The 12,512-nt window shown below is 41.9% G+C and carries 16 protein-coding genes; 10 read left to right on the top strand and 6 right to left on the bottom strand.

Annotated features, from left to right (window positions below):
• Positions 1-194 precede the first annotated feature (194 nt).
• The 5 genes from ORQ98_RS27615 (at position 195) to ORQ98_RS27595 (ending at position 3,144) form a co-directional block, all read left to right on the top strand.
• Positions 195-467 carry a BufA1 family periplasmic bufferin-type metallophore gene (locus ORQ98_RS27615; RefSeq protein ID WP_274692058.1) on the top strand — a complete coding sequence of 91 codons (273 nt, stop codon included), beginning with the start codon at positions 195-197 and terminating at the stop codon, positions 465-467.
• 117 nt (positions 468-584) lie between these two features.
• The gene (bufB, locus tag ORQ98_RS27610; RefSeq protein ID WP_274692057.1) at positions 585-1,442 is read left to right on the top strand and encodes an MNIO family bufferin maturase; all 858 of its coding nucleotides are present in this window, start codon (positions 585-587) and stop codon (positions 1,440-1,442) included.
• Positions 1,420-2,016 carry an HvfC/BufC N-terminal domain-containing protein gene (locus ORQ98_RS27605; RefSeq protein ID WP_274692056.1) on the top strand — a complete coding sequence of 199 codons (597 nt, stop codon included), beginning with the start codon at positions 1,420-1,422 and terminating at the stop codon, positions 2,014-2,016. Before bufB ends, ORQ98_RS27605 begins: the two co-directional genes overlap by 23 nt.
• On the top strand, positions 2,006-2,500 hold the full coding sequence (locus ORQ98_RS27600; RefSeq protein WP_274692055.1) for an RNA polymerase sigma factor: 495 nt from the start codon (positions 2,006-2,008) through the stop codon (positions 2,498-2,500). The genes ORQ98_RS27605 and ORQ98_RS27600 overlap by 11 nt, the downstream gene beginning before the upstream one ends.
• Complete coding sequence (locus ORQ98_RS27595) at positions 2,497-3,144, top strand: hypothetical protein (protein ID WP_274692054.1); 648 nt, start codon at positions 2,497-2,499, stop codon at positions 3,142-3,144. The genes ORQ98_RS27600 and ORQ98_RS27595 overlap by 4 nt, the downstream gene beginning before the upstream one ends.
• Before the next feature lie 139 nt (positions 3,145-3,283).
• Here the strand turns inward: ORQ98_RS27595 and ORQ98_RS27590 are convergent, their stop codons facing one another.
• From ORQ98_RS27590 to ORQ98_RS27575, 4 genes are all read right to left on the bottom strand, one after another.
• On the bottom strand, positions 3,284-3,649 hold the full coding sequence (locus ORQ98_RS27590; RefSeq protein ID WP_274692053.1) for a hypothetical protein: 366 nt from the start codon (positions 3,647-3,649) through the stop codon (positions 3,284-3,286).
• 154 nt (positions 3,650-3,803) lie between these two features.
• Complete coding sequence (locus ORQ98_RS27585) at positions 3,804-4,751, bottom strand: 5-oxoprolinase subunit C family protein (RefSeq protein ID WP_274692052.1); 948 nt, start codon at positions 4,749-4,751, stop codon at positions 3,804-3,806.
• A 15-nt stretch (positions 4,752-4,766) separates the two neighbouring features.
• A complete protein-coding gene (pxpB, locus tag ORQ98_RS27580; RefSeq protein WP_274692051.1) occupies positions 4,767-5,450 on the bottom strand; it encodes a 5-oxoprolinase subunit PxpB in 684 nt (227 codons plus the stop codon).
• A gap of 9 nt (positions 5,451-5,459) precedes the next feature.
• Positions 5,460-6,227, bottom strand: a complete 768-nt coding sequence (locus ORQ98_RS27575; RefSeq protein ID WP_274692050.1) for a 5-oxoprolinase subunit PxpA — start codon at positions 6,225-6,227, stop codon at positions 5,460-5,462.
• Positions 6,228-6,737: 510 nt separating this feature from the next.
• On the opposite strand from ORQ98_RS27575, the gene ORQ98_RS27570 reads away from it, so the two are divergent.
• From ORQ98_RS27570 to ORQ98_RS27550, 5 genes are all read left to right on the top strand, one after another.
• On the top strand, positions 6,738-7,733 hold the full coding sequence (locus tag ORQ98_RS27570) for a TRAP transporter substrate-binding protein (protein WP_274692049.1): 996 nt from the start codon (positions 6,738-6,740) through the stop codon (positions 7,731-7,733).
• Positions 7,734-7,755: 22 nt separating this feature from the next.
• Positions 7,756-8,343, top strand: a complete 588-nt coding sequence (locus tag ORQ98_RS27565; protein ID WP_274692048.1) for a TRAP transporter small permease — start codon at positions 7,756-7,758, stop codon at positions 8,341-8,343.
• Positions 8,343-9,668, top strand: coding sequence for a TRAP transporter large permease (locus tag ORQ98_RS27560; protein WP_274692047.1), 1,326 nt, complete (start codon positions 8,343-8,345; stop codon positions 9,666-9,668). The genes ORQ98_RS27565 and ORQ98_RS27560 overlap by 1 nt, the downstream gene beginning before the upstream one ends.
• A gap of 29 nt (positions 9,669-9,697) precedes the next feature.
• Positions 9,698-10,216 (top strand): winged helix DNA-binding protein, encoded by a 519-nt coding sequence (locus ORQ98_RS27555; RefSeq protein ID WP_274692046.1) that lies wholly within the window; start codon positions 9,698-9,700, stop codon positions 10,214-10,216.
• Positions 10,217-10,777: 561 nt separating this feature from the next.
• Complete coding sequence (locus ORQ98_RS27550; RefSeq protein ID WP_274692045.1) at positions 10,778-11,248, top strand: Hsp20 family protein; 471 nt, start codon at positions 10,778-10,780, stop codon at positions 11,246-11,248.
• 220 nt (positions 11,249-11,468) lie between these two features.
• Here ORQ98_RS27550 and ORQ98_RS29740 read toward each other — a convergent pair whose 3' ends face one another.
• Both ORQ98_RS29740 and ORQ98_RS27545 read right to left on the bottom strand, forming a co-directional pair.
• The gene (locus ORQ98_RS29740; RefSeq protein WP_425347725.1) at positions 11,469-11,915 is read right to left on the bottom strand and encodes a hypothetical protein; all 447 of its coding nucleotides are present in this window, start codon (positions 11,913-11,915) and stop codon (positions 11,469-11,471) included.
• A 219-nt stretch (positions 11,916-12,134) separates the two neighbouring features.
• Entirely contained in the window at positions 12,135-12,431 is a 297-nt protein-coding gene (locus tag ORQ98_RS27545) for a hypothetical protein (protein ID WP_274692044.1), read from the bottom strand.
• Positions 12,432-12,512: the final 81 nt, after the last annotated feature.

Raw genomic sequence — 12,512 nt, 5'->3', positions numbered from 1 at the left:
TTGTAGCGCTGAGAACACCTCCGCTACCAGGTAAGCTACTAAATATAGCTTAGGCATGATGATAATTAGGAAATTTTTTGCAATCAAACCTGCCATTGAGTCGTTTCTTAATTGTGAGGGCGAACTTTCCCCCATCATCATTACAACAAACAACAGCTAGCTATGAGTCTCATACGTTTCAGGAGAACAATACAGTGAATAGTAAACAAATTATGACAGCAACATTAATTAGCCTTGGCTCCATCGCGACGACAGCCCATGCGGTGCCCGATGCTCCCACAGAATGGGAAAAGTGTGCTGGCATTTCTAAGCCAGGCATGAATGATTGTGGTGCCCTAGACGGCTCTCATGGCTGTGCCGGTCAGGCGAAAAAAGGCAATGTTGACACCGAGTGGGTTTATGTCCCTAAAGGCACTTGTGAAAAGATTACTGGCGGTAAAGTGGCGGCCGTTAAACCCGCTAAATAAATCATTATACACCTTCTTTGTAGCCTAAAAGTCATCATTGCGCACCCATTTACCACGTTTTTAGGCTACTTTTTTAGGGCACCCCCTATCGGCTTGTTAGCAAATGGAGAATAGTAAATGTGGACACATACCTTAACAGATGCAGGCATTGGGTTACGTAGCCCACATTTACAGGCCATTATTCGTGACAAACCGGTTATCCCTTGGCTGGAAGTGCATATCTGTAATTTCCTTGGCGGTGGCTTAAACCGGATGTTGCTACATAAAATTAGAGAAAATTATCCATTGAGTTTTCATGGAGTTAACCTTAACCTGGGTGGTGTTGACCCGTTAAATCAAGCATACTTACTGAAACTTCGCCAAGCGGTTGATGAATTTCAGCCTGCCCTTGTATCAGAACACGTTTGTTTTACTAGCTTACAAGGCCACCACTTTCACGACTTATTACCCATTCCTTATACAGCAACTGCACTACAGTTAATGGCTGAGCGTATTGATCAAGTGCAAACTTTATTATCCAGGCCAATCCTTATCGAAAATGTTTCCCGCTATATACATTATCCAGAAAGCGAAATGAGTGAGGCTGAGTTTATTGCAGCACTCTGTAAAGAAACAGGTTGTGGTATTTTACTGGATATCAATAACGCCTATGTCAATCAACAAAACTTAGGCATTGATGTAAATGAATTTCTTAACAGCATACCAATGGATCATGTGGGTGAAATTCATTTAGCTGGGTTTAGTGAAACTGACGATGGCTGGCTAATTGATACCCATGGTAGCCAGATTAGTGAACCCGTTTGGCAACATTATCGTCAACTATGTAAAAACTACCCAGCTATACCCTGTTTGATAGAGCGGGATAATAATTTACCCCCACTCGCTGAACTCCTACAGGAACAGGCTCAAGCCCAACGCATCATTAACCAATATAAGCGTAAGGATACCAGCAATGTTTACGCCGCAAGATACTGACCTGCAAGCAGAATATGCTGCCAGCTTACAACACTTTGCTCAATCCATTATCGAGCAACAACCTGCTGCGGCCATTTATAGTAATAATACCTTAGGTATTCATGTCCAGTCTCTAAAGGCTAACTTTGCAGTTACCCATCAACTGTTGGGTGAAACAATATTTATGGCCCTAACTCAGGTTTATAGCCAGCACTACCCCGCCACTCATTGGGATATAAATTTATACGGCAATCAGTTTGCTGACTTGATTGCATCTCAAATTAACAGTGCTCAGGCAACATCACTGCCATGGTTATCAGTTGCCTCAATAACCAGCATTGAATACGGTATTGTGTGTGCCTACTATGCGGATGACGACCATCAGCAAACAGGCTATCAACAACTTATAGGAATACCGGGAGCCAAGTTTTTAAATAAGGCTCACAAACTGCTAGCTGACCATTATCCGTATTGTGATTTTCCGAGTCATTGGTTACCTGATCAAGCAATCGCCATCTGGCGAGAAGGAATTAAAATCAAGCTATATCAGCACTCAAAAATAAACCAAAAGGCTGAGGTGATTAATGGACAATAAAAATATGCTCAGCGCTAATCAACTTAACAGCCTTTTTCAATATGCCCATACCTTATGTCAACAAACAGATGATGCCTATGATTTGTTGCAATCGGCAATGGAGTCCTTTTTGATTGAGTGTAAAAAAAAGGCTATTCAACATCCAGAAGCCTTCGTTCGCACCGTGATTCGTAATCGATTTTTTGACCAATATCGGCATGCCAAACGGTGGGAATCTGAGCCTTACGAAGAGGCCGCCAGTTATGATATTTCACCCGTCGATTTTGAGCATGATTACATTCATAGTCGGCAACTGGAAAAAATCTGGGCACAGATATCACCATTAGATAGAGATATTCTTTATCATTGGGCAGTGTTAGGCTATAGCACCGACGAATGTTGTAACCAGTTAAATATTCCACGGGGGAGTTTTTTGTCGAGAATACATCGGCTTCGCAAGCACTGGCAAACCCAGAGCAATCAAGCAAAGGAGAGAGTGCTATGAATCGACAGTCTACGCCCAATGAGCCACTGCCACTTAAAGATGCCGTTACCCAGGAAGTGAAAAAAGTGAATCTCAAGGCAAGTGAACTTGAGCATTTAATGGCAACCCAAGCAGCCGCTTTTACTGAAGCTGTTCCTGATCAGCAGCCCTCACGGAAAAAAGCCTGGTATTTCGCCAGCGTTGCCGCTTGCTTCGCTTTTATTATGGTCAGCCTGCTGATGGTACAAACACTATTTACGACAAAAGACTTAAGTGAGTCTATTGCGCTTGAAGTAGTTAACTACCATATCAAACAAAGTCCACTAGATGTAAAAACTGAGAGTTTTACTGGTATACGACAGTACTTTACTAAGCTGGATTTCGTACCGCAACAGTCGTCACTCATTAACAAATTAACTGGCCCCACCTCAACCATGCTTGGTGGCCGCTATTGTTCAATTCAAGGGATTACAGCCGCCCAACTCCGCTATCAATTAAACGGCGATATTATCACCCTGTATGAAGTGGGCTATGATGCCAAACACTTTGGTGATATCCCCAATATTGACTTAGGTGAGTCGCCAAAAACCCTTATGTCGAAGGGCCTGGTAGTGAGTATGTGGGTTGAAATGGGGTTGCTAATGGTTAGCGTGGCCCAGCCTTGAGTTCGGTAACCGTTTTCAAAACTATTTATTTTCTGGCAACGTGTTTTTTTGCAAGCATAGCGGGCCTACCTCAAGACAAGTAACACAGCCAGAAAATAAAATGGAGAAGCAGTTGTTATCTTATTTTATGTATGGGTCACTAGGTTGGGTTGACTCCATCAGAACACAACAATGGAGGGCAAAGTCCACCGTTAGAAGCAAGTTCAATTGACTCATACTTGATTACATTATCTTCTTGAGGCGGTTTTGGCCAGTGTGAACCCCCAAGAGCAAACTCAATGGGTGTAGTGACAACTCCCGGTCTAAATCCATCGCGCCCTATTGCAATATTGGCAAAGTTTAAAGGTAACGAACAAATCTTAAACTTACAGCCAACTTCCTGCCTGATTAACCTAAACTCTGGTGGTAGATCTATTGCTCTAAATTCATCATTCTTAGTTAATAATTCAGCATGTGCATTACTAATGCTTACAACAGTTAAGGCTACAGCTAACAATTTTTTCATAACTCACTTTATTACTCTAATATAAGGAGCAACATATTATAGTGCTTATGTCTTATAACTAATGTAAATTTTGTTTTCTATAGTGCTTTAATATGTAAAGAATACTTTCGTTCAGTTTAGGCGAAACTGAATTAAAAGGATTATAATCTATCCGTTAACGTTTGGATTGGATACCAAAAAACCGATTATAAATCATCTGTTCTGCTTCAGCTTGATGAATATCTTTAATGGCAAATCGAATCTTGGTCCCTGGCCCTCGTTGAGATAATCGTGCCGCACCCAATGCCGTGACACAGCCAATTTTTGGATAGCCACCAATGGTTTGCCGATCTCTCAATAACACAATTGGCTGACCATCTTTAGGGATTTGAATAGCCCCATAGGAAATCCCTTCAGAAATAATACCATCTAGCGAACTACAAACCGGCTCACCCGCCAGACGATAACCCATTCGGTCAATATCCTGGGTAACTTCGTATTTATTACTGAAAAACTTTTGAATTTCAGTTTGAGCAAAACTATCGCATTGATAACCTAAAATAACCCCCAAAATCAGCGGTGCAGAATAGTCAGGAATAAATTGCTCAGGCACTCGCTTACTGACAAATGGTTGAACTACTGATGGCGACATAACCGGGTAAGGTAAGACATCACCTGCCGCTAGTTTTTTACCATTAGTATATAAGCCTCCTATTTTTTCACGGACAACCGTCGCAGCACTACCCAACTGTTGGCTAATTTGTAATCCCCCTTTCACTGCAAGATAAGCCCTTAAGCCTTTTTTGGGTCGATTAAAAGCAATCTGGTCACCTTGATTAACCGGATAACTTTGCCAGGGCCGGATGGCTAAACCATTAATAGTCGCTCCCAAGTCCGCCCCTGTAATTGCAATAACAGTTGACTGCTGAACCTCAAGTTGCAACATGCCAATGGTAATTTCCAGCTGCGCTGTATCAAAGGCATTGCCTAACAAGCGATTCCCCCATAAAAAAGCATGCTCATCCATCGGGCCACCGGTGGTTACTCCAATATGCTGATAACCATAGCGACCAAAATCCTGAATTAAACTGATCAAGCCTGGGTTGATGACCTTAAATGCCACTTGTCTCTTCCCCCATTACAGTGTTCCCCCCAAGCTCAAAAACGCTTGCTTATCAATGGCCACGAATTTTACCAAGTCCCCCATATTGACTGGGGTAAGCGAGTCTTGCTGAAAATCAACCAGATTTAATGGCGTACGTCCTAAAATTTGCCAACCGCCGGGTGACTCACTAGGGTAAATTGCCGTTTGAGTGTCAGCAATGCCCAAACTGCCTGCAGGCACTCGGGTTCGTGGGGTGATTTTTCTAGGAATGGCAATCTGTTTATCAGTATTGCCCAGGTAAGCAAAGCCTGGGCTAAAGCCAATGGCATAAACGGTATAAAGCTCACTGCAGTGAATATCAATAATTTCTTCTGCACTGCGATGGGTGTGCTGCTCAATAATGGGCATATCTAAAGCCACTTCAGGCCCATAATAAACAGGAATTTCAATGATTTTGCTAGATTCAATCGAAACCGACTGCTGCTCAAGGTTTGCCAATAATTGCCGCAATAAGGCATGAAATTCAAAAAAGTTGGTTTTGCAAAGATTATACGTCAAGTGAATTGAGTGATAGGATGGAATAATATCAATCACTTTATCACTAAGATTTTGGCGAATTAACTGGGTGGCAACACTGACCTGTTGTGCAACCTCCCGCTCAATTTTTTCACCCACGTACACAATTAAAGAATCTTCAGTTAAAGGCTGAATTTTCATAACAGCCCCTTACTGTTGTGCTTGTAATGTAGGGGAGGTTATTGGTGATGCTGCTAATGTCTGGCGAATATGACGCACGGCAGCCACTGCCTGAGCATTATCTCCATGCACACAAATCGTATCGGCCTTTAGGGGGATTTCACCACCATCCAATGTTGAGACTTTTCCTTCATGAATAATCCCCAACACTTGCTGTTCGATTTGCTCGATGTCATTGAATACAGCACCGGGTTGATCTCGCTTAGCTAAATAGCCATTACTGTCATAAGCACGATCCGCAAATGCCTCAAACAACAAAGCAATACCTTGTTGATCCGCTAAATGTTGAGTTTTATCTCGGTTGCCATTGGCTAAAACCACCAAAGCTAATTCTCGGTCATAGGCATGTATTGCTGCCATAACCGTCGTCAGCACCTCGCTATCTTGCATCATTTGGTTGTAGAGAGCGCCATGAGGTTTCACATAGCTAAGCCGAGTGCTATGAGTACGACAAATACCATCTAATGCTGCAATTTGATAAATCAGTAAGGTTTTGAGTTCTTGGGCTGAACACTGCATGGCTCTGCGGCCAAAGCCCAACAAATCAGGATAGCCAGGGTGTGCCCCAATCACTACATCGTATTCCTTAGCCATTGCGACAGTGAGGTCCATAGTCATCGGGTCAGAAGCATGAAAACCACAGGCAATGTTCGCCATATCGATATAGGGCATTACATCAGCATCCATGCCTTTCTGCCAGCTACCAAAGCTTTCTCCCATGTCGCAATTTAGTCTCATTATTACACCCTCTTCACTCCAGACTTGATCAAAGCCGATCATCAACACTATCTAGACCCAAGCTTCCTAGACCTAAGCTTCAATAAGCGAATGAATAGTATCAAGGCCACTATTTATAACTACCACTTATAACTACTGCTTATACGTGCTTTTGATACCTGATACAGTCAAGTCATCGGTTAGCTGTATAAGTACATTTTGATGAAGTAGCAGAGCATATTCTTATTGTTGAGAAGTCACTGTCTATTGATAAAGTAAATATTTCGAATACATTTTACAAGTGTTTTGTATGTGTATTGACTTATAATTGCACTTATCATACCGTAAGACCTACTAGTCGAATAAGAGAAACCCACTAACTGGACTAGAGAAAATACTTATAACTTTGAAAACGATGCTTAGCTGATCAACAAACTGCTGATCAAAAAGCTAAAAGGTGTTGGTGCCATCGAGCTAGCGAACCAAAGACTTAGGACACCTCTAATAAATAAGCCAATTGGAGTTAACCCCATGAAAAAGCTTGTGAAATTTGCAGCCTCTGCTTCTACCACATTCATTACTACCGCCTCACTATTAGTAGGCTCTTCCAGTGCATTAGCTGCAACTAAATGGGATATGCCCACCCCTTATGCCGATGGTATTCACCACACAAAAAATGTGCGGATGTTTGCAGAAGAGGTAAAAACGCTCAGTAAAGGTGAGCTGAATATTAAAGTGCACTCAGGGGCATCTCTGTTTAAACATGGTGAAATTCACCGAGCCATTCGCACTGGCCAAGTCCCTATTGGTGAGTTATTTATGGCAATGCTGGGTAACCACGATGAAGTGTTTAAGTTGGATAATATTCCGTTTTTAGCCACTGATTTTGGGTCTGCCAAAAAACTTTGGGATAGCTCCCGACCTGCCGTGGAAAAAAGCTTAGCGAAGGATGGATTAAAACTATTATTTGCTGTGCCTTGGCCCCCTCAAGGGATTTATTCGAAAAAGCCGGTTGTTGCAATTGGTGACTTGGCCAAGCTAAAAATGCGCTCATACAGCCCAACTTTATCGCGACTTTCAGTTTTGCTAAAGGCAACGCCTACTACAGTACAAACCCCAGAAATTCCACAAGCATTTAGTACTGGCATTATTGATGCGATGATCACCTCACCTTCAACAGGGGTCAGCAGCCAGGCATGGGACTATGTGTCGTATTATAATAATGCGCAAGCCTGGATTCCGAAAAATATGGTTATTGTTCATAATCGCAGCTTTAAACGACTCCCCAAAGCCGTACAAGCAGCGGTTATGAAGGCTGCAGCTGATGCTGAAAAACGCGGCTGGGAAATGGCCCAACAAGAAACCCAAGCCAAAACAGAAGCCTTGGCTAAAAATGGTATCAAGGTCTCCAAACCCGATGCCCAGCTACAGGCTGACCTGGCTAAACTAGGGGAAATCATGACAAAAGAATGGGCAAAAGCTGCAGGTGATCGAGCTAAGCAAATTTTGGATGCTTATAAAAAATAATTTTTAAAGAGTAGTATTCATTATGCAAAATCCAACGACCACGCATTCAGCAACCAGCCCCCCACCCCAGTCAACCATCAGGGGGATTTTAAACCTTATTTACACGGCTTCCGGGGTATTGGCAGGTATCTGCATTTTAGCAATCACCCTGTTGATTCTCGCCCAGAGTGTGGGTCGTTGGTTTGGTGTGATTATTCCTTCAACTGAAGACTTCTCTGGTTTTTTACTAGCAGCATCCAGCTTTTTAGGACTGGCCTACACCTTTCGCCATGGAGCCCATATTCGAGTCAATTTAGTGTGTAAACATTTGCCTCAGACGATTCGCCATAAGCTGGAAATTATTGTGCTGTTTACTGCCGTATTACTTGGCATATTCATGAGCTACTACATGGCTTATATGGCTTATGAGTCGTATATTTTTGAAGAAGCCTCAGCCGGTTATATTCCAGTCCCCTTATGGATTCCCCAAACCGCTCCCGTCATTGGCTTATTTATTTTTACCCTCGCACTTGTTGATGAGTTGATTACGTTATTGACTGGAAAACAGCCAGCCTACTTACAAGCTGAGCAGCAAGAAAGCCTGGAAATGCTGACTGAGGAGGGATGTTAATGGAAACGCTGACTATTTCATTGATTGTTATTATCGGCTTGTTTGCCTTCTTAGCGGCAGGTATGTGGGTAGGGCTTTCCCTATTTGCCGCAGCGTTGGCAGGCATGTATTTTTATGGCAATGATGCATTTGGCAATATCTATGCAACCTCCACTTGGGGTGCAATTTCCAGCTGGTCACTGACTGCCCTGCCCCTTTTTATCTGGATGGGAGAAATTTTATTTCGGACCCGCCTGGCAGAAGATTTATTTAAAGGCTTAAGCCCTTGGTTACAGCGTATCCCTGGCAAATTACTCCACGTTAATATTATCAGCTGTGGTATTTTTGCTGCAGTATCCGGCTCATCCGCAGCGACAGCAGCCACCATTGGTAAAATGACCCTGCCTGAGCTTCGCAAACGGGGCTACTCAGATAAAATGGCCGTTGCCACCTTAGCCGGCTCTGGCACCTTAGGGCTATTAATTCCCCCTTCCATTATTTTAATTGTTTATGGAGTTGCTGCTGAGGTATCCATTGCCCGACTATTTATTGCAGGTATTTTGCCTGGGCTGCTACTGGTCAGTTTATTTATGGGCTTTACCATGGTTTGGTCTGCGGTTAATAAAAATAAACTAACCACAATCAATACAGCTGATGAGCCACCAACCGAGTCACTTAGCTTTAAAGCAAAAATTAAACAAACTGCTAGTTTAATCCCAGTGGTCGCACTGATTACCTTTGTACTAGGTTCTATTTATGGTGGTTTAACCACTACCATTGAAGCAGCAGCGTTTGGCGTTTTGGGTGCACTGGTTCTGTCACTGCTAACTGGCACCCTCAGCAAGAAAACCTTTATGGATAGCTTAATGGGAGCCACCAAAACCTCCTGTATGATAGCGTTGATTTTGGCAGGGGCTGCGTTTCTCACCACAGCAATGGCATTTTTGGGTTTGCCCAATATGCTGGCCACCATGATTGCTGAACTCAACCTGTCGACTTTTATGCTGTTGCTGGCATTGACCGGACTATTTATTTTTCTAGGCTGCTTCCTTGATGGTATCTCTGTCGTGGTACTGACAACTTCTGTTGTATTGCCCATGATCAGCCAGGCAGGTATTGACTTACTCTGGTTTGGTATTTTCATTGTGCTGGTGGTAGAAATGTCCCAAATCACCCCACCAGTGGGTTTTAATCTATTTGTTATTCAAGGGCTAACCGGTAAAGATCTGTGGTATATTGCTAAAGCAGCACTCCCCTTCTTTTTACTCATATTGTTGGCAGTGCTATTAATTATTCTGTTCCCGGAAATTGTCACCTTCCTGCCTGAACAGATGACAACTAACTAATTGAACGGTGACTAATACAAGGGAACGACATGGCTGACGACCACGACATCAACTCCATTGTTTCATCTTCGCACTTGGTTTCAGAACTTAGTCGCGAACTCAGTGAGTTTGAATACGGGTTAACCATTGCTAACAACTCATTTCAACGCTGGATGCTGCATTGCTCCAGTAGCAGTGGTGTTAATGAGCTAACACCACTGGATGTATTAGTCATTCATCATATCAACCACCGAGACCGCTCAAAAAAAGTATCTGACATCTGTTTTATTCTTAATCTGGAAGATACTCACACCATTGCCTACTCTGTTCGAAAACTGGTCAACCTAGGCATGATCGTTGGCACCAAACAAGGTAAGGAAACCTTTTATAACACCACCGAGTCGGGCCAGGATTACTGTCAAAAATACCGCAAAATTCGTGAAGCCTGCTTAGTCAATTCGTTAAAAGCACTGAACCTATCTAATAAAGAGTTAGGAGAAGTAGCCAGTGCTTTACGCATGCTTTCAGGCATTTATGATCAGGCATCCAGAGCAGCGGCGTCGCTGTAATATTTTTCTGCTAATTGGATAACCAAGTAAGAGCTGGCTAAATACCAGCTCTTACTTGGTTAGATGATCGACCGCTGTTTAAGTTTGCCCACATTTCCTTCTCTTGATTAATAGTACGAATATACAATTAATTAATCAGCTAGTGGCGTATTACTAACAACAATATTCATACCCCACTAGACACAAGTAAAAGATAAACACCAATAAAAAAGCATTGTTTTACGTAGCATATGAATTATATGCCAATATCATAGCTCGTCGCTACGACACTACTTCCTAAAGGTTTAAAACTAGCTAAGACCGAAGCTTTAAATTAATAAATAGTTCAATATCTGATGTAATAATAAATCCGGCTTGCGCTTTGTCAAGACAAGAAGAAACCACTTTTATATAAATATTATTTATATAGTGAAAGCACCCTTATAAAAACAAATTATTGATTTAACTATTGAACTCTTCAAAAAAGATCCCATCATATTTATTGAAACGGGGAGTTCAAGCAGAATCCACGTTTTACAATTCATTGTAAGATTTCGTATTGCTTCATTAGGAGGATATGACATGACTACATTTGATTTATCTCCATTATACCGCAGTAGCATTGGGTTTGATCAGCTAGCCTCAGCACTTGATTCAGCGTTGCGTAGTGATCAAACAACTCCAGGTTATCCACCCTACAACATCGAAGCGCTTGATGAAAACCACTATGGTATTACCTTAGCTGTGGCAGGCTTCGAAGAAAGTGAGCTGGATATTCAAGTAGAAAAGGGAGTGCTCACTATAAGCGGTAAAAAAGCTAAAAACAAAGAGCCACATAAATACCTATACCAAGGTATTGCAACACGTTCATTTGAACGAAAGTTTAACCTTGCTGATTATGTTGAGGTAACAGAAGCTAGTTTAGTTAATGGTTTACTCAGTATTAGTTTAAAACGAGAAGTACCGGAGGCAATGAAGCCTAAATCGATCCCCATTACTCAAGGGGAAAACAAAGTCATTGAACACCAGAAAAAGGAGGATAAAGCCGCCTAATAAAAATATGAAAATTAGCGTTAAATAGAAGTGTTCATAGTTAACTTATTCAAGGAGGGCTATGCAATAACTAACCTTAACATATTCATGCTAATAAAACTGAGTGTATTCTGAAAACAACTAATAAAATAAACAACTCTAGGCGAGTTGCCTGCTTTGCTGAACAACAAAAAAGCAGCTATCAAGCTGCTTTTTTGTTGTTACGGTCAAGCTTTAAAAATTAGCCTGGGGTAATTGTCCATGTGGAAGCAATGGCTGCTTTCGTTTGAGCATCAACAGGGGCTGATGAGCTGGCCCAAGCATCGGCATCAAAAGAGGCTAATGATTGAATTAACTGATCTATCCCTTGCTTATCAATGACACTGCCATCATCCGTGGTAATATGAAGCGTCTGGTTTTCTTGCCAGTTTTTAATGGTTATTTGGTCACTGGCTTGTCCTTTAAAACTGATATGTAACGAGCGGCTTGAATCTAGGTCTTCAACACTAAAATGAACATCATAAAGGTTGATATCATTTAGTCTAAGGACATCACCTGTCGTTTCGCCTGTTACTGTATCTTTATTATCTCCTTTGCGGAAGACTATTGTATCCCTATCACTTCCACTATGTATCCGATCATCACCTTTTCCACCGATAAAGGTATTCGTGCCAGCAAAGTCATAAATGCTATAGCTAGAAAATCATAAAGTGACATAGTCGATTCGCTCAATAAACAGGCTGTATCTGAGGGTAGAGGCATTCTATTTATGCCACATTATAGATTTCCAGCTATATCATGACCTTTTCCACCACTTAGAATATTGGCCGCTTGACTTCCCCAAATTTCATCGTCATTGTCAGTGGCTACTATATGCTTAACTCCATCTAGTCTTACCTCAGTATCATTAACATATAAGCGCTGGTGGCCTCTCTGGCTCTAAAATTGAAATTGTGATAGCTTCTGAGTCGTCCAACTGACTAAAATCCAGTGTATTCTCACCCAAGCCTAAGTTTATACTTTCCAGATTACCTATGCTGGTGAGTTTTACATAGTCATTTTCAGAGCCTTCTGTAGTATAGGTAGTGCCAGCTAAAAAAGCGCCATCTAACAGTACAATATTACCCTTGTTTTCAATCACCAAATCACTACGTTTAGGCACAATATGGGCTGGCGCTAGTCCTAATAGTTCCTGCCCAGACAAACTTATACCAATCCTGTTTATTAGCTTGTTAAAACAGCCCAGCCCCTGGAGCACAAGCTTTTAATGTTATTTTTCTTATTC

The sequence above is a fragment of the Spartinivicinus poritis genome (assembly GCF_028858535.1).
Classification (GTDB): domain Bacteria; phylum Pseudomonadota; class Gammaproteobacteria; order Pseudomonadales; family Zooshikellaceae; genus Spartinivicinus; species Spartinivicinus poritis.
This window is presented reverse-complemented; position numbering and strand designations above follow the sequence as displayed.